Annotated in this window: 15 protein-coding genes and 1 pseudogene; 11 read left to right on the top strand and 5 right to left on the bottom strand. The window is 70.5% G+C overall.

The genetic code is table 11. The features are described from left to right. Nucleotides 1–115: 115 nt before the first annotated feature. The 3 genes and pseudogenes from accC (at nt 116) to D7V80_RS34390 (ending at nt 2716) form a co-directional block, all read left to right on the top strand. A pseudogene (accC, locus tag D7V80_RS34400) lies at nt 116–1634 on the top strand (acetyl-CoA carboxylase biotin carboxylase subunit). Nucleotides 1635–1674: 40 nt separating this feature from the next. Then, nucleotides 1675–2184, top strand: a complete 510-nt coding sequence (locus tag D7V80_RS43740; protein ID WP_120592120.1) for a biotin/lipoyl-containing protein — start codon at nt 1675–1677, stop codon at nt 2182–2184. 7 nt (nt 2185–2191) lie between these two features. Further along, nucleotides 2192–2716: a YfbM family protein gene (locus tag D7V80_RS34390; RefSeq protein WP_120592119.1), complete on the top strand. Its 525-nt coding sequence runs from the start codon at nt 2192–2194 to the stop codon at nt 2714–2716. A 33-nt stretch (nt 2717–2749) separates the two neighbouring features. Here the strand turns inward: D7V80_RS34390 and D7V80_RS34385 are convergent, their stop codons facing one another. Continuing rightward, nucleotides 2750–3535, bottom strand: a complete 786-nt coding sequence (locus tag D7V80_RS34385; RefSeq protein WP_120592118.1) for a TSUP family transporter — start codon at nt 3533–3535, stop codon at nt 2750–2752. A gap of 62 nt (nt 3536–3597) precedes the next feature. Here D7V80_RS34385 and D7V80_RS34380 point away from each other — a divergent pair, with 62 nt between their 5' ends. The 6 genes from D7V80_RS34380 (at nt 3598) to D7V80_RS34355 (ending at nt 10053) form a co-directional block, all read left to right on the top strand. Further along, nucleotides 3598–4410: a hypothetical protein gene (locus D7V80_RS34380; RefSeq protein WP_120592122.1), complete on the top strand. Its 813-nt coding sequence runs from the start codon at nt 3598–3600 to the stop codon at nt 4408–4410. 106 nt (nt 4411–4516) lie between these two features. Then, nucleotides 4517–7057, top strand: a complete 2541-nt coding sequence (locus D7V80_RS34375; RefSeq protein ID WP_120592117.1) for a DnaJ domain-containing protein — start codon at nt 4517–4519, stop codon at nt 7055–7057. Nucleotides 7058–7085: 28 nt separating this feature from the next. After that, on the top strand, nt 7086–7442 hold the full coding sequence (gene yhbY / locus D7V80_RS34370) for a ribosome assembly RNA-binding protein YhbY (RefSeq protein WP_120592116.1): 357 nt from the start codon (nt 7086–7088) through the stop codon (nt 7440–7442). 134 nt (nt 7443–7576) lie between these two features. After that, complete coding sequence (locus tag D7V80_RS34365) at nt 7577–7846, top strand: hypothetical protein (RefSeq protein WP_233585930.1); 270 nt, start codon at nt 7577–7579, stop codon at nt 7844–7846. Next, a complete protein-coding gene (locus D7V80_RS34360; RefSeq protein WP_120592115.1) occupies nt 7843–8733 on the top strand; it encodes a hypothetical protein in 891 nt (296 codons plus the stop codon). Before D7V80_RS34365 ends, D7V80_RS34360 begins: the two co-directional genes overlap by 4 nt. A 201-nt stretch (nt 8734–8934) precedes the next feature. Next, entirely contained in the window at nt 8935–10053 is a 1119-nt protein-coding gene (locus tag D7V80_RS34355) for an alpha/beta fold hydrolase (protein WP_233585929.1), read from the top strand. Here D7V80_RS34355 and D7V80_RS34350 read toward each other — a convergent pair. Both D7V80_RS34350 and D7V80_RS34345 read right to left on the bottom strand, forming a co-directional pair. Then, the gene (locus tag D7V80_RS34350) at nt 10031–11209 is read right to left on the bottom strand and encodes a metallophosphoesterase (protein ID WP_120592114.1); all 1179 of its coding nucleotides are present in this window, start codon (nt 11207–11209) and stop codon (nt 10031–10033) included. The genes D7V80_RS34355 and D7V80_RS34350 overlap by 23 nt on opposite strands. Before the next feature lie 96 nt (nt 11210–11305). After that, on the bottom strand, nt 11306–11866 hold the full coding sequence (locus D7V80_RS34345) for a Uma2 family endonuclease (protein ID WP_120592113.1): 561 nt from the start codon (nt 11864–11866) through the stop codon (nt 11306–11308). Between the two features lie 197 nt (nt 11867–12063). On the opposite strand from D7V80_RS34345, the gene D7V80_RS34340 reads away from it, so the two are divergent. Together D7V80_RS34340 and D7V80_RS34335 are read left to right on the top strand one after the other, a co-directional pair. Next, nucleotides 12064–13086 (top strand): NADP-dependent oxidoreductase, encoded by a 1023-nt coding sequence (locus D7V80_RS34340; protein WP_120592112.1) that lies wholly within the window; start codon nt 12064–12066, stop codon nt 13084–13086. A 140-nt stretch (nt 13087–13226) separates the two neighbouring features. Further along, nucleotides 13227–15341, top strand: coding sequence for a catalase (locus D7V80_RS34335; protein WP_120592111.1), 2115 nt, complete (start codon nt 13227–13229; stop codon nt 15339–15341). 18 nt (nt 15342–15359) lie between these two features. Here the strand turns inward: D7V80_RS34335 and D7V80_RS34330 are convergent, their stop codons facing one another. Both D7V80_RS34330 and D7V80_RS34325 read right to left on the bottom strand, forming a co-directional pair. Beyond that, nucleotides 15360–16076, bottom strand: a complete 717-nt coding sequence (locus D7V80_RS34330; RefSeq protein ID WP_120592110.1) for a S8/S53 family peptidase — start codon at nt 16074–16076, stop codon at nt 15360–15362. A 21-nt stretch (nt 16077–16097) separates the two neighbouring features. Then, nucleotides 16098–16289 (bottom strand): hypothetical protein, encoded by a 192-nt coding sequence (locus tag D7V80_RS34325; protein ID WP_014393907.1) that lies wholly within the window; start codon nt 16287–16289, stop codon nt 16098–16100. Nucleotides 16290–16322 lie beyond the last annotated feature (33 nt).

Here is a 16322-nt window from a genome sequence, read left to right as displayed (position 1 = left end):
GACGACCGCTTCGTGGAGGCGAAGCTCGCCCAGGCGAAGCAGCTGATGGACCAGTACCTGAACCTGCGCAAGTAGAGGCGGGCAATCCCGGGCGCCCCATGCTAGACGGGCGCCCATGCCCAAGATCCGCAAAGTGCTCGTCGCCAACCGCGGCGAGATCGCCATCCGGGTGATGCGCACCTGCAAGGACCTCGGCATCGCCACGGTGGCGGTGTACTCCGAAGCAGACCGCTCCGCGCTGCACGTGCGCACCGCCGACCAGGCCTACCTCGTCGGCCCCCCCGCCCTCGCGCGAGAGCTATCTTGTCCAGGAGCGAATCCTGGAGGTCGCGAAGCAGTCCGGCGCGGACGCCATCCACCCCGGCTACGGCTTCCTCTCCGAGAACGCGTCCTTCGTGCGCGCCTGCGAGAAGGCCGGCATCACCTTCATCGGTCCGCCGGCCGCCGCCATGGACGCCATGGGCGAGAAGACCCGCGCCCGCGCCAACATGATCAAGGCGGGCGTGCCCGTCGTCCCCGGCACCACCGAGCCCATCGGCACCATCGAGGAGGCCCGCGAGTACGCGCAGAAGATCGGCTTCCCCATCATGCTCAAGGCCGCCGGCGGCGGTGGCGGCAAGGGCATGCGCCGCGTGGAGGGCCTGGCCGACTTCGACTCCGCGTGGCGCTCCGCCAAGAGCGAGGCGATGAGCTCGTTCGGCAACGACTCGGTCTACATCGAGAAGTACCTGGAGAAGCCGCACCACGTCGAGATCCAGGTCTTCGCCGACCAGTACGGCAACACCATCCACCTGAACGAGCGCGAGTGCTCCGCGCAGCGCCGTCACCAGAAGGTGGTGGAGGAGACGCCCAGCCCCATCCTCACGCCGGAGTTGCGCGCGAAGATGGGCGAGGTCGCGGTGAAGGCGGCCAAGGCCGTCAACTACGTGGGCGCCGGGACGGTGGAGTTCCTGGTGGACGTGCACCGCAACTTCTACTTCCTGGAGATGAACACCCGCCTCCAGGTGGAGCACCCGGTGACGGAGTGGGTCACCGGCCTGGACCTGGTGGCCATGCAGATCCGCGCCGCGGAAGGGGAGAAGCTCCCCCTCTTCGAGGCCCCCACGCCGCGCGGTCACGCCATCGAGGTGCGCGTGTACGCGGAGGACCCGGCGCGCAACTTCATGCCCAGCCCGGGCAAGATCCACGCGCTGCGCGTGCCGAGCGGCCCGAACGTGCGCGACGACTCGGGCGTGTTCGCGGGCTTCACGGTGCCCAACTACTACGACCCCATGATTTCGAAGCTGTCCGTGTGGGGCGCCACGCGCGAGGAGGCCATCGCTCGGGCCAAGCGCGCGCTGTCCGAGTACGTGGTGAAGGGCATCACCACCAACATCCGCTACCTGCACGGCATCCTGTCCCACCCGGAGTTCGTGGGCGGGGACTACGACACCAGCTTCCTCACCCGCCAGCACACGGCGCTCCTGGGCGAGGAGGACTCCAAGCTCAGCGAGGTGGCGCTGCTCGCGAGCACGCTGCACGCCTTCCAGCGCGACCAGAAGCGCGCGAAGACGCTGCCGTCGCGCAGTGGTGGCGGTGACGCCAATGGCCGCATCAGCCCGTGGCGTCTGGCGCTGAAGAGCCGCCGCCGCTGACCTTCTTCCTCCCGCAAGCCCCTCGGAAGGACCTTTCCTCATGCGTTACTTCACAAAGCAGCAGGGCCAGAAGGAATCGGTGCCGGTGGACCTGGAGTCGCTGGGCCAGGACCGCTACCGGCTCACGGTGAACGGCAAGACGTTCCAGGTGGACGCGCTGTCCGTGGACCAGGGCACGCTGTCGCTCCTGGTGGACGGCCAGTCGTACAACGTCGAGTTCGAGGAGAACGGCGACGAGATTGGAACGCTGGTGCGCGGGCAGGTGAACCGCACCGACGTCGCGGACGAGCGCAAGCTGCGCATGCGCGCCGCGGCCGGCAGCTTCTCCGTGGAGGGCCGTCAGGTCATCCTCGCGCCCATGCCCGGCAAGGTGGTGAAGGTGCTGGTCAAGGTCGGGGAGGAAGTGAAGGAGGGCCAGGGGCTCGTGGTCGTGGAGGCCATGAAGATGGAGAACGAGCTCAAGAGCCCCAAGGCCGGCAAGGTCACGGAGGTGTTCGCCAAGGAAGGCACCGCCGTGGAGAACAACGCCAAGCTCGTCGTCGTGGAGTAGCCGCCCCATGGAGATGCTCTGCACGCTGCGCAGCACCACCGAGTCGCAGCGCCAGGCCCTGCACAAGACGCCCGAAGCGCTGGAGCCCTTCCTGGAGGACGAGGAGGACTTCGGCGACGCAAAGGGCGCCGCGTTCCTGGAGCTGGACATCGGCGAGGCGTGGCACGGCCTCCAGTACCTGCTCACCGGCACGGCCTGGGAGGGCACGCCGCCCCTGGACTTCCTCGTGCGCGGCGGCGAGGACGTGGGCGACATCCCGTCGGATGAAGGCACCGCGCGCGTGTTCGACGCGGCCTTGGTGAAGGCGCTGGCGGAGGCGCTGAAGAAGGTCTCCGTGGAGGACCTGCGCAAGCGCTTCGACCCCGCGAAGCTCCAGGCCGAGGACATCTACCCCGGCACCTGGGACGAGGAGGAGGAGCTGGAGGAGGACGTGGATCCGCTGGAGGAGCTGCTCTCCTACTTCGTGGAGCTCCAGAAGTTCACCGCCGCCGTGGCGAAGCGCGGCCTGTGCCTGCTCGTGCACATCGGCTGACCTCGGCTGAACAGCAGGCCCGGGTGCGCCTTTTCAGGCCGCCCAGCCCTGCCACACGTCGTGCCCCAGCTTCAGCACCAGCGCGGCCACCACGCAGAGCACCACGACGCGCACCACCTTGTCGCCGCCCTTCACCGCCACGTGCGCGCCCAGCCACGCGCCGGTGAACTGCGCGGCGGCCATGGGCAGCGCCACCTTCCACAGCACCACGCCCCGGAGCGTGAAGAGCGACACCGACGCCAGGTTGGAGGCGAAGTTCACCACCTTCGCGTCCGCGGACGCGCGCGCCAGGCCGTGGCCCAGGAGCGAAGAGAACGCCACGATGAGGAAGGTGCCCGTGCCCGGCCCGAAGAAGCCGTCATAGGTGCCGATGCACAGCGCGATGAGCGCGCCGATGGCCTGCGCGCGCGGCCGGGGTGAGGGCTCCACGCCGTCGCGCTTCGGCGGCGCGCGGCGGAAGGCGAGGAACACCGCCACCGCGATGAGCAGCACCAGCACCAGCGGCTTGAGCACCTCCGGCTTGAGCAGCAACACCAGCGCCGCGCCGCCGAACGCGCCCATCAGTCCAAAGGGAAACGTCGCGCGAGCCAGCTTCCAATCCACCAGCCCCGCGCGCGCGAAGCGCACCATCGCCGCGCCCGAGCCGAACACGGACTGGCCCTTGTTGGTGCCCAGCGCCACGTGCGCCGGCAGGCCCGCCGTCAGCAGTGCAGGCAGGCTGATGAGCCCGCCGCCCCCCGCGATGGCGTCCACGAAGCCCGCGCTCAACGCGGCGACACACAACAGCCCCAGCTTCCACGCGCTGACGTCCAGGTCCACGATGGCGCCCCGCTTATCACCCTTACTTGCGCCAGGTCGAAGCTTGGGGGTCAATGGGGTCCATGCTCGCGACCCTGATGACCGTGCTGGCGCTGACGCTCGCCGCGCCGCCCTCGCAGCCTGACGCGACCACCGCCACGTGCCGCTCCATCGACGGGCACGTGAGCTGTGGCTACGCGTGCAAGTCGGATGGACAGCGCGTGCGGTGCGCCCAGACGCTCCAGGGCCGCTGTACCGTCATCGACGGACAGGCCACCTGTTTCGATCCGCCGGCCTACGTGGTGAAGGCGTACGGCGCCGCGCTGCCGGACTCGGAGTGCAAGACCATCGACGGGGTGGTGGGCTGCGGGTACGGGTGCGCCACGGACTTCGGCAAGGTGCAGTGCGCGAAGACGCCCGCGGGCGTGTGCCGCAGCCAGGGCGGCAACGTGACGTGCTTCGACCCGCCCGCCGCGGTGTTCGCGGTGTTCGGCCGCCAGGTGCCGCGCGCGCAGTGCGTCAGCAACGGCGTGCAGATGGCGTGCGGCTTCAACTGCGTGAACGCCTCCGAAGGGGTGCGCTGCGCGAAGACGCCCCTGGGCGTGTGCAAGGCGCAGAACGGCCACATCACCTGCTTCGACCCGTCCCCCGCGGCGGTCTGCGCGTGGGGCAAGGGACTGCCAGCGCCCCAGTGCAAGCTGAGCGAGACGGGCCCGGTGTGCGGCTACAACTGCACCACGGCGTACGGCAAGGTGGCGTGCGCGGGCACCCCGGCGGGCATCTGCAAGGTCTTCGACAGCGAGGTGTACTGCTTCGACCCGCCCGCCGAGCAGCAGGCGGACGCGGCGTGTCTGGCCAGCGTGGGGCTGGCGGCGATTGAGGGCGCCACGCCCTGAAACGCCCGCCCGGCCGCCTGGATGAGGGCGTCTGCTTGGACGCGGGCTCGGGCGGCGATAAAATTCCATCTTCCCGGTGGTCGAGGGAGTGGGAGCAGGACGGCACATGGCGGAGGGCGAGGTCCGGCAGTACTGGGTGCGCAACGATCGGGGCACCACCTGGGGCCCCCTGACGGGCGCGACCATCGAGCTGCTCATCGACAGCGGCTCCATCCAGGGCAAGCTGCAGGTCTCCAGCGATGGCCTGCAGTTCGCCTTCCCGTGGCGCTTCCCGGAGGTGCGGGACGCGTTCCCTCGTGAGCTGTGGGGGGACGGCGCGCCCGCGTCGCTGCTGCAATCCACGCCCGCCGCCATCGTTCCGCCGCCGCCCGGCCCCGTCGCGGGTCCGGCCGCCGCGCCCATGGCGGGACCTGGAGCGGCCCCCGCCGCGGGTCCTGGCGCCATGCCCATGGCGGGCCCCGGCGCGATACGGCCCGGGCCTGGAGCGGTGCGTCCGCCCGTCGACGCGGCGGGACGTCCTGTCGCGGCCGCGCGGCCTCCGGGTCCTCCGGTCGCGGCGGCCCGTCCGGCGGGAGCGGCTCCGGCCGCGGCGGCTCCCCAGGCTCCGCAGCCTCCGGCGGATGACGGGACCAACACGGTGCCGCCGCAGGGGCAGCTCCAGCAGTGCTCGCCCCTGCAGCTGTATGGGCGCATCGCCGCGGGCGAGCAGACGGGCCTGCTGACGCTGGGGCTTTCGGACCGCACCCTGTCGGTCCACTTCCGCAAGGGCAGTCCGGAGTACGTGGACTCGTCGCACGCGGAGGACGCGCTGGGCGTGTCGCTGATGGGCGCGAGGCTCCTGACGGCGGAGCAGCTCCAGCAGGCGGAGGGTTCCAGGGACCGCTTCGGAGGCGACCTGCTCGCGGCGCTGTTCGGGTTGGGGCTGCTCCAGCCGGCGACGGCGTTCGCGCAGCTGTCGCAGCGGGCGCTGGGCATCCTGGGCAAGGCCCTGCGGGCGGAGTCCGGGACGTTCACCTTCGAGGCGCGGGACCTGCCCGCGCAGAAGGCGATGCCGCTGGGCAACCGCTGGGCGCTGCTCAGCGACCAGGTGCGGCGCATGCCGACGGCGGACCTGAAGCGGCGGCTGGCCATCGTGCTGCCCATGCCCATCATGAAGTCCGGGGGCCGGGTGGCCTCCAGCGAGCTGCGCCTGACGCCGCACGAGGTCCGCGCGCTCTCCTTCATCGACGGGGTGCGCTCGCTGGGGCAGTTGCTCCAGGACGTGCCGCAGGACGCGGAGCACCTGCTGCGCGTGGCGTTCCTGTTGAAGGAGCTGAACGGCGTCTCCTTCGCGGCGGCCTCGCGTGCGCAGGCAGCGCCACCGCCTCCGGCCTCCGGCCCCACCTCGGGCCCGGGAAACCCGGCCCGTCCGTCCGGCACCGTGCCCACCGTGGGGCCTGGAGCCACCGGCCCGGGTGCCGCGCCCGGCGCGCCTGCCGCCGCGACCGCCGGAGCCAGGCCGGGTGCGCCCGCTGCGGGCCCTGGAGTCGCTGGCTCCGGTGCCGTCGCGGGCCCTGGAGTCGCTGGCTCCGGTGCCGTCGCGGGCCCTGGAGCCAGACCCGGTGCGCCTGTCGCGGGTGCCGCGCCCGGTGCGCCCGTCGCGGGCCCGGGTGCCGCGCCCGGTGCGCCTGTCGCCGGTCCGGGTGCCGCGCCCGTCGCGGGTCCCGGTGCCGTGCCCCGCCCCGCCGGTGCCGCCCCCGTGGCGGGTCCCGGTGCCGCGCGTCCGGGTGCCGCGCCCATGGCGGGCCCGGGTGCGGCGCCCCGTCCTCCGGGCGCCCCCGCCGGAGCCGTCCCCACCGCGGGCCCGGGTGCGCGTCCCCCGGGTGCTCCCGCCGGTGCCGCCCCCATGGCGGGTCCCGGTGCCGCCCGGCCCGCTCCGCCCGTCGTCGCTGCTCCGGCGGCCCCGGCCGCTTCGGGTCCCGCCCCCGGTTCGGACGAACTGCCCGCGCTGCGCCAGCTCGCCGTGACCATGAAGGGCCAGAACCACTTCCAGCGGCTGGGCCTCACCGAGCAGACCGAAGGCAGCGCGGTGAAGATCGCCTACTTCCGCCTGGCCAAGCTCTACCACCCGGACACCCTGCCCCAGGGCGCCCCGCCGGAGCTGGAGAAGCTCAAGGCGGAGGTGTTCGCGTACATCGGTGACGCCTACCGCGCCCTCTCCGACGACAAGAGCCGCGCGGCCTACATCGAGGAGCTCAAGAGCGGCGGCGGCGACGGCGTGGACGTCCAGTCCATCCTCCAGGCGGAGGAGCTCTTCCAGAAGTCCTGCATCCTGGTGAAGGCGCGCAAGTACCCGGAAGCCGTGAAGATGCTCAACGACGCCATCGCCCTCAACGCCGAGGAGCCGGAGTTCTACGCCTGGCGGGGCTACGCGCGCTTCCTCGCCTCTCCAGACAAGAAGGCCGCCCAGCCGGAGGCCTTCCGCGAAATCCAGGGCGCCATCAAGCGCAACGAGCGGTGCGCACCCGCCCACTACTTCCTGGGCGTCATCGCCAAGCTGTGCGGCGACGCGACCGGAGCCCTCAAGCACTTCAAGCGGACGGTCGAGCTGCAACCGGACCACATTGATGCGATGCGAGAGGTCCGCATGGCGTCGCAAAAGAAGTAGGGTGCGCGCCTTTTCAAGGAGACCCCCCATGCCCCTCACCGGGAAAGAACGCCGCCACCTGCGGGCCCTCGGCCACCACCTGGAGCCGGTGGTCATCGTCGGCTCGTCCGGCGTCACCGAGGGCGTCATCGCCGCCGTCGAGCAGGCGCTGAACGACCACGAGCTCATCAAGGTGAAGATCAACGAAGGCCCGGAAGGCCGCCACGAAGGCGCCGACAGCATCGCCGAGGCCACCGGCTCGGAGCTCGCGCAGCTCCTGGGCCGCACCGCCCTCTTCTTCAAGCGCCGCAAGCAGAAGTCCCGCTTCGAGGACATCCTCAAGGGCCCGCATGAGCCCCGTCCCGCCCCCAAGCAGGACGAAGAGAAGAAGCCGCGCCGCCGCTAGCCGCACCGTTTTCCCGGGGTCACGGGGAATCCAGGCCCACCCGCGCACTTTCTGCGGGTTCTGAAGCAGGCGAGCCCTCGTGCCGGGTTCGAAATGTCCCTACGCTGGGGGTCTTCCCCCCCCGCGGAGGTGACGTGCAGACTTCCCCGTCCTCCCCTTCCATGCCCGGTTGGCACGACGTGCTGATGCATCACCTGGAGCCGCTCCTGGGTGACTTCACCGCGAAGATGGCCATCCACACCGCCGCGTTGCGGGTCCTGAAGCGTCCACCGGAACAGGTGAGCCTGCAGGACGTGCCGCTGGTGCTGGAGGGTCTCAAGCCCATGCTCAACGTCTTCATCGGCGCGGCGCGCACGACGAACACCCTCACGGAGCTTTCGAAGGCCATGGAGAAGCTGCGATGAACGCCCCCCGTTCTTCCTCGGGTCGCGCCTTCAAGCGGATGGCGCCGTGGCTGGGCGCCGTCGCGGTGCTCCAACTGGTGCACCTGGCCGCGGTGGCCACGTCGTTCCAGGACCCGCCCCGGCTGGCGCTGGTGGGTGACGTGGCGGGCTGGACGGTGGGCCTGCTCGCGGTGGCGGGCACGGCGGCGGCGGCGCTGTCCTTCGGCGCGGGGGACTACCTGCGCCGCGTCTGGGGCCTGCTGACGGCGGGCGCGGTGCTGTCGCTCATCAGCACGGCCCTGCGCAGCTACTGGATGCACGCGGTGCCGGACGTGCCGTTCACGGAGTCGCCGCTGTTGCCCGTGCGGATGGGCGTGGTGGTGCTGGCGAACGTGTGCACCCCCTTCGCGCTGGTGCTGCTGGCGCGCACCTACAAGCAGTCCGGCCTCCAGCCGCCGCCCAGCTCCCGCGCGTCGCTCCTGTGGGCGGTGGCGGCGGTGGCGGCGGTGGCGGTGGGTGGGCCGGCGCTCGTCACGGCGGCGGGGAACCTGGGCCAGGGCTTCGCGGCCACGTGCACGGCGGTCATCGCGCTGGCGTCCACGCTGGCGGACATGACGACCATCCTGCTCGTCGCGCCCATCCTCCGCGTCGCGTACATGCTTCGCGGTGGGCGGCTCGCCTGGGTGTGGTGGACCATGGGCATGTCCGGCGCGGTGTGGCTCTTCTACGACGCGCGCGAGTGGCTGGCGCCGCTGTTGCCCGGCAGTCCCACGGAAGCGGTGGAGCTGCTGCGCACGCTGCGCACCTCGGGGCTCGCGATGATGGGGCTCGCCGGGTGGTTGCAGCGCTCGGCGCTCGTGTCGGCCCAGCGCCAGTCGAGCCCGGGCGTCGTCATCCCCACCGCCTGACACGGCCCGCCCGCGTCGAGCCGACGCACGAGGCCACCACCGGCCCGCTCCGTCTTCCGGGGCGGGCCGTCGTGTTTCCAGGGGCGCGTTGCCGCGGCTCAAGTGTCATCCGCCCACGCCCGGGCCGCTGAGAGGTGGCCGTCCTCCCACCGGGCGCGCTACATGCGCGGCTCCCTCCTTCTTGGGCACGAGGAACCTGGAATGCTCGCACGCACGTGGCGCGGGGTGACGAAGGCGGAGGACGCCGACACCTACCTCGCCTATCTCCACCAGACGGGCCTCACGCACTACCGGCGCACGCCGGGCAACCTGGCCGCGTACTGCCTGCGCAAGGTGGCGGACGGCCGCGCGGAGTTCCTCCTCGTCACGTTGTGGGAGTCCATGGACGCGGTGAAGCGCTTCGCGGGGGACACGCCGGAGCGCGCCATCTTCTTCCCGGAGGACGACCGCTACCTCATCGACCGGGACCTGCACGTCACCCACTACGAGGTCCCCTTCGCGGACGGTCAGGCCTTCGAGCCCCAGCGGATCCGCTTCGACGACTTCCGGGTGGCGGGGCCCGCGGGCGACCTGCGGCTGGTGGACACCGGCGGTGACGGGAAGGCCTTGCCGGTCGTCTTCGTGCACGGGCTCGCGGGCAACGCGTCCCACTGGCAGGCGCAGCTGGAGCACCTGGCGCGTCAGGGCCGCCGGGGCATCGCGCTGGAGCTGCGCGGCCACGGAGGCTCCACCGTTCCGGAGCCAGAGGACTACACGCTGGAGTCGCTCGCCGGGGACATCTCCGCCGTGGTGCGAGCGCTGGGGCTGCGCCGCTTCGTGTTGGTGGGGCACAGCATCAGCGGAGGCGTGACGCTGGCGTACGCGGGGGAGAACCCGCGGCAGGTGGCGGGCCTGTTCCTGGTGGATCCGATGACGGACTCGCGCGGGTACCCCGAGGAGCAGGTGGCCGCGTACATCGCTTCGCTGGATGCGCCGGACGTGGCGCAGGCGGTGCGGCAGGACTGGGCGCAGATGGCGGGGACGCGAGCGGACGTGCGCGAGCGGCTGCTGGCGGACCTGGACGCCACACCGCTGTCCGCCGTGACGGCCGTGCAGCGCTCCAGCCTGCGCTTCGACCTGACGGCGGCGCTCGCGCGCTACCCGGGGCCGAAGTTCTCGCTCGTCGCGCCGGACAACGACACGCCGCACAGCCTCCACCGGCTGGGAGAAGGCGTGGCGCACCAGGTGGTGGCGGGCGCTGGACACTGGATCCAGCTGGACCATCCGGACGCGGTGAACGCCGCGCTGGACGCGTTCCTCACGAAGTCAGCACCAGCTTGACGAGCTCCGGGGGGCTGCCCAGCCGCATGGGGGGCCCCCAGAAGCCGCAGCCCCGGCTGACGTAGATGTGTGAATCGCCGTGCCGGTAGTGACCGGCGGAGTGCTCCCAGCTCAGCCCGATGAGCGCCGTCATGGGGAAGAGCTGTCCGCCGTGGGTATGGCCAGAGATTTGGAGATCCACACCGCGCTCCGCGGCCACCTTGAAGTTGGCGGGCTGGTGCGCGAGCAGCACCGCGGCGCGCTCGGGGTCACGGCCCGTGAGCGCCAGGTCCAGGTCATAGCCCTTCTGTCCCAGGCGCCGGCCGCCGTGCCAGTCATCCACGCCCACCAGGTCGAACGTGCCGCCCGCGTCGCCAATGCGCACGTGCCGGTTGCGCAGCGACGGAATGCCCAGCGAGCCCAGGTGGGCCACCCAGTCCTCCGCGCCGGACGAATAGTCATGGTTGCCGGTGACGAAGAAGCTCCCGTAGCGGGCATGGAGGTTGCCGAGCGCCGCGACGAAGCCGCCCAGCCGGGGCACGGTGCCGTCCACCATGTCTCCGGTGATGGCGACGAGGTCCGGCTTGAGCGCATTGGCCCGCCGCACGAGCTCGTCCATGAAGCGCCGCTGGATGAAGGGGCCCACGTGCAGGTCGGTGAGCTGCACGATGCTGAAGCCGTCCAGCGAGCGGGGCAGCTTCGGAATGCGAACCACCACCTCCGTGACCTCCGGAGCGGTGAACGCGCGCCAGCTCCCGTACCCCGCCAGACCTCCACCCAAAGCGAGCGCTCCACCCGCGGTCGCCTGCGAAAGGAAGCGCCGCCGTTCAACATCCACGGAAGGCTCGGAGGGAGCGGTGACGGCGGGGCGAAGCCGGCGTCCCAATGCAACCACGGCGCGCCCCAGGTCGACGCCCGCGAGCCCGAGCACCAGGCACAGCGCCACGCCCATCCACGAATAGGACACCAGCTCCACGACGTCGCCAGGAGCCTCCGGAAGCGTGCGTTGCAGATACCGCCGCGCAATCAGCACCAGCGTCATGAAGCCCAGCACGAGCGCGGCGACAATCCGGGGCCCACGGCGGGACGTGAGGTTCCAAACGAGCCGCCGGAACAAGTACAGGTGCCCGAGCACGGCACCCAGCGCGATGAGGAGCGAGAACGGAGACAGCGGCATGAGCCCAAGCCTCCCGCGCCTCGTGCCCGAGCGCACCAGAATCCGTGCTCGGCTGACCGCCCCGGGAGCATCAGCGCCAGGAAGCGAACGACTGCGTCAGCTCATCGTGCTGCCCCAGATGAATTCCAGGTCCAGTTCCACGGCGTCGAAGGGCTCCGCCCGCACAGGCGCATCCCCGGCATGCGTGAGCAGCGCTTCGTACCTTCCGTCCCGCAGGCCGAACACTTCCAGCGTGCGTGTCTGCGGATCCATCAACCAGACATGCCGCACGCCCTCGCGCGCGTAGACGGGCAGTTTCGCCTCGCGGTCCAGCTTCCGGGTGGATGGAGACAGCACCTCGCAGACCCAATCCGGCGCGAGAGACGTCGCTGCTGTTTCGAGAACATCGGGCATCCGTTCCAACCTCCAGCCCGCGATGTCTGGAACCAGGACATCTTGATGGAGGTGCAGTTCCTGCTCGCCCAGGAACACCCATCCACCGGGCCCACCGCGTCCCCGCTGGAACGCCCCTACAAGTTCGCTGCTCAGTCGAATGGCCACGGATGCATGCCGCGCTGCCGGCCGCGGGCTTGCATACAACTCCCCCGCGACGATCTCCCCCACGACATGCTCGGGAAGCGCCTCCAGGTCCGCATAGGTCGCTGGCTTCTTTCCCATCACGTCTCCCCATTCCTCGCCGCCCACCACTCTATCCATGCCGGCCGGAGGTAGCACGCCTGTCCGACATGACAGGACACACGTCCAACGTCCTACCCTACACATCTTCCATGGGCGCCCCCGTCCAATTCCCTGCCGCGCCTCCACGCGGTGGTTAAGAGGCCCGCATCTCCATCCCCTTCATGAAAGGCCCCCTCATGGCCACGCCGCTCCAGGGACGTGAAATCCGCCTGAAGTCCCGCCCGCACGGTGAGCCCACGCCGGACAACTTCGAGTTCGCCACGGTCTCCGTGCCGGAACCCACCGAAGGTCAGCTCCTCGTGCGCAACCACTTCATGTCCGTGGATCCGTACATGCGCGGCCGCATGAACGACGCGAAGTCCTACGTCCCTCCCTTCAAGCTGGGCGAGGTCATGGACGGCGGCAGCGTGGGCCAGGTGATCCGCTCGCGCTCACCTGACTTCAAGGAAGGGGACTTCGTCGTCGCCGGCACCGGCGGCTGGCGCGAGTACGCCGTCGCCCCCGCGAAGCACTACCAGAAGGCCGACCCGTCCGTGGGCCCGCTCTCCGCGTACCTCGGAGTGCTCGGCATGCCGGGCATGACCGCGTACGTGGGCCTGCTCGACATCGGCAAGCCGAAGGCCGGCGACACCGTCTTCGTGTCCGCCGCCGCGGGCGCCGTGGGCGGCGTCGTGGGCCAGCTTGCCCGCATCCAGGGCTGCCGCGTGGTGGGCAGCGTCGGCTCGGACGCGAAGGTGAAGCACCTTCGCGACGACCTGAAGTTCGACGCCGCCATCAACTACAAGACCGCCCCCATCGCGGAATCCCTGGCGAAAGCCTGCCCGGACGGCATCGACGTCTACTTCGACAACGTGGGCGGCGACCACCTGGAGGCCGCCATCGGCCTGATGAAGAACCACGGCCGCCTCGTCCTGTGCGGCGCCATCTCCGGGTACAACGCCACCGCCCCCTCGCCCGGCCCCCGCAACCTGATGCTCGCCGTGGGCAAGCGCCTCACGCTCCAGGGATACATCGTGTCCGACCACGCGGACCGCCGGGCGGACTTCCTGCGTGACATGGGCCAGTGGCTGCGCGAGGGCAAGGTCCAGGACGTCTCCACCATCGTGGACGGCCTGGACAAGGCCCCCGACGCCTTCATCGGTCTGCTGCGCGGGGACAACACCGGCAAGATGCTGGTGCGTCTGGCGAAGGACGCCTGACGCTCGCTGGCCAACGTCGCGAACGAACGACACCGGACACAGCCGCCGTCTTGCGTCCTGCATCCCCCAGACGCGGGACACAAGACGTGCGGCGTCCACCGCGTCCGGCACCCTGCACGCCCCTTGAAGGAGGCAGTGCGGTGACCTCACAGAAACAGCCGGACGCGGTATGCGTGGATGAGAAGAGCAAGGACCAGCAGCTCGCGCGGGACCGCTCGGAGCCCACGGGCAACTTCCTCACCACGGACCAGGGCATCCGCGTCGAGCACACCGACGACTCGCTCAAGATTGGCGCGCGCGGCCCCACGCTCCTGGAGGACTTCCACTTCCGCGAGAAGCTCACCCGCTTCGACCACGAGCGCATCCCCGAGCGCGTCGTCCACGCGCGCGGCGCGGGCGCCCACGGATACTTCCAGGTGTACGAATCCCAGGCGAAGTACACCCGCGCGAAATTCCTCCAGGACCCGTCCAAGAAGACGCCCGTGTTCGTGCGCTTCTCCACCGTGGCTGGCTCGCGCGGCTCCGCGGACACCGTGCGCGACGTGCGCGGCTTCGCGGTGAAGTTCTACACGGAGGAGGGCAACTTCGACCTGGTGGGCAACAACATCCCTGTCTTCTTCATCCAGGACGGCATCAAGTTCCCGGACATCATCCACGCCGCCAAGCCGGAGCCCCACCACGAGATTCCCCAGGCGCAGACGGCGCATGACTCCTTCTGGGACTTCGTGTCGCTCGTCCCGGAGACCATGCACATGATCATGTGGATCATGTCCGACCGCGCCATCCCGCGCAGCTTCCGGATGATGCAGGGCTTCGGCGTCCACACCTTCCGCTTCGTGGATGAGAAGAACACCTCGCGCTTCGTGAAGTTCCACTGGAAGCCGCTGCTGGGCACGCACTCGCTCGTCTGGGACGAAGCGCAGAAGCTCGCCGGCAAGGACCCGGACTTCCACCGCCGCGACCTCTTCGAGTCCATCGAGCAGGGCGACTTCCCCGAGTACGAGCTGGGCGTTCAAATCCTGGAGGAGAAGGACGCGCAGGCGCTGGGCGTGGACCTGCTGGACGCGACGAAGATCATCCCGGAGGAGATTGCCCCGGTGCAGCCCGTGGGCAAGCTCACGCTCGACCGCAACCCGACCAACTTCTTCGCGGAGACGGAGCAGGTCGCCTTCTGCGTGTCCAACATCGTGCCGGGCATCGACTTCACGGATGATCCGCTGATGCAGGCGCGGCTCTTCTCGTACCTGGACACGCAGCTGACGCGCCTGGGCGGGCCGAACTTCGCGGAGCTTCCCATCAACCGCCCGGTGGCGCCGGTGCACAACCACCAGCAGGACGGCTTCGGCCGGCACACGAGTAACGTGGGCCGCGCCAACTACTTCCCCAACTCGCTGGGCGGTGGCTGCCCGTTCCTCGCCTCCCAGCAGCAGGGCGGCTACGTGCACCACCCGGAGCAGGTGAGCGGAAAGAAGGTGCGCGAGCGCTCCGCCTCCTTCAACGACCACTACAGCCAGGCGGCCCTCTTCTTCCGCAGCCTGTCCGAACCGGAGCAGCAGCACCTCATCGACGCGTGCCGCTTCGAACTGGGCAAGGTGGAGACGAAGGCCATCCAGGAGCGCGTGCTGGAGCACTTCGCGAAGGTTGACGCCCTGCTGGTGTCGGCCGTGGCGGAGGGGCTGGGCCTGCCCGCGCCCAAGGCCACGCCCGTCACGCCCAAGGGGCCTCCCGCGTCCAAGGCCCTGAGCATGGAGGCGATGAAGATGGCCATGCCGCCGTCCATCAAGACGCGGAAGATTGGCGTGCTCGTCGCGGACGGCGTGGACGCGGACGAGCTGATGGCCCTGCGCAAGGAGCTGGAGGCAGGGGGCGCGCAGCTGAAGGTCATCGCCAAGCGCCTGGGCACGGTGAAGGCCTCCAACGGCAAGGACGTGCCGGTGGACAAGAGCGCCATGACCACGGCCTCCGTGGAGTACGACGGCGTCTTCATCCCCGGCGGCGCCGCGAGCGTGGCCACGCTGAAGAAGGACGGCGAGTCGCGCCACTTCGTCCAGGAGGCCTACCTGCACTGCAAGACGGTGGGCGCGTCCAAGGACGCGGAGGAGCTGCTCAAGGCCTGTGAAATCGACCCGGCCGCGCCCGGCGTCGTCGCGGGCTCCAAGGCCGGGGCCGGCGCGGCGCTGGCCACCGCGTTCGCGCAGGCGCTCGCGAAGCACCGGCACTGGGACCGCAAGGACAACGACCGCGTCCCGGCCTGAGGTCCACCCAGGCGAAGGTCACCGCGTCCGCTGTGACGCGGTGACGCGCCGCCACCCGGGAGGACAGCCCTCGCGCAGCACCCGCGCCGCCGCGAGCGCACACGCATAGCTGCTCGTGATGGGGCGCTCGCCCCAGGCGCCGTCCGCGTACAAGCGCACCGTGGCCACGTCCTCGACGTGGTCCACGATGTCTCCCCTCCTCAGCGCGTGGGCCATGGCCGCGTCCGCCACCGTCACCACCGACGGCAGCCCGGACGGCAGGCCGGACACGGGGCCCGCGGCGCAGAGCACCAGGCTGCCCTGCGCCACCGCGCGGTCCAGCAGCGCGGTGAGGGGCGCCTCGAAGGCGCGGCCCACGGTGCCCAGGCTCAGGTTGATGAGGTCCGGCCGCACGTCCTGCGTCAGCCACTCCAGCGCTTCCAGCAGGCACAGCGAATCGCCGCGCATCCGGCCGTCCAGCACGCGCGCGACGTACCACTCCACGTCGACACCAGGACGGCGGCCCTGCTCCGTCAGGATGCTCAGCACCGCGGTGCCGTGGCCGTGCGGGTCCTCCAGGTCCTCCAGCACGGAGTCGCCGCCGCGCCAGGCCGCCAGCTCCTCACGCGAGTGGACGCGGGACTCCAGGCGCCGCGCATTCCGGTCCACCGTGAAGCTCGCCGCACCGGCAAGCGACAGCCCCGCCCCGCGAAGGAAGCCCACCGACACACCGCTGTCCACGATGGCGACCTTCACGGGAGGGCCTTGAAACACCGACTAGCAGGAGCCGGACGAGTCCTCGCCCACCGGATACTTGAGCACCGGAAAGTAGGTGCCCACCCACTGGGTACCGCTCCAGGTGTAGTGCTGGCCGTTGAGGTACGACGTGGCGCAGGCGTGGCCCATCAGGTCCTCGGACCCGCTGACTTCCTCCAGCAGCTTCGACACGTCCTTGCTCGTGAATTTCAAGGGAGCACTCCTGGCATGGGATTGGGGGGAAAG

Origin of the sequence: Corallococcus sp. CA054B (genome assembly GCF_003611625.1) — a bacterium.
Classification (GTDB): Bacteria; Myxococcota; Myxococcia; order Myxococcales; family Myxococcaceae; genus Corallococcus; species Corallococcus coralloides.
The sequence above is the reverse complement of the archived record's forward strand: the minus strand, read 5'-3'. Positions and strand labels throughout refer to the sequence as shown.

Excerpts from the sequence above, each read along its gene's own strand:
- D7V80_RS43740 (WP_120592120.1), top strand. The coding sequence starts at position 1,675 with ATGCGTTACTTCACAAAGCAGCAGGGCCAGAAGGAATCGGTGCCGGTG.
- D7V80_RS34390 (WP_120592119.1), top strand. The coding sequence starts at position 2,192 with ATGGAGATGCTCTGCACGCTGCGCAGCACCACCGAGTCGCAGCGCCAG.
- D7V80_RS34380 (WP_120592122.1), top strand. The coding sequence starts at position 3,598 with ATGCTCGCGACCCTGATGACCGTGCTGGCGCTGACGCTCGCCGCGCCG.
- D7V80_RS34375 (WP_120592117.1), top strand. The coding sequence starts at position 4,517 with ATGGCGGAGGGCGAGGTCCGGCAGTACTGGGTGCGCAACGATCGGGGC.
- yhbY (WP_120592116.1), top strand. The coding sequence starts at position 7,086 with ATGCCCCTCACCGGGAAAGAACGCCGCCACCTGCGGGCCCTCGGCCAC.
- D7V80_RS34360 (WP_120592115.1), top strand. The coding sequence starts at position 7,843 with ATGAACGCCCCCCGTTCTTCCTCGGGTCGCGCCTTCAAGCGGATGGCG.
- D7V80_RS34355 (WP_233585929.1), top strand. The coding sequence starts at position 8,935 with ATGCTCGCACGCACGTGGCGCGGGGTGACGAAGGCGGAGGACGCCGAC.
- D7V80_RS34350 (WP_120592114.1), bottom strand. The coding sequence starts at position 11,209 with ATGCCGCTGTCTCCGTTCTCGCTCCTCATCGCGCTGGGTGCCGTGCTC.
- D7V80_RS34345 (WP_120592113.1), bottom strand. The coding sequence starts at position 11,866 with ATGGGAAAGAAGCCAGCGACCTATGCGGACCTGGAGGCGCTTCCCGAG.
- D7V80_RS34340 (WP_120592112.1), top strand. The coding sequence starts at position 12,064 with ATGGCCACGCCGCTCCAGGGACGTGAAATCCGCCTGAAGTCCCGCCCG.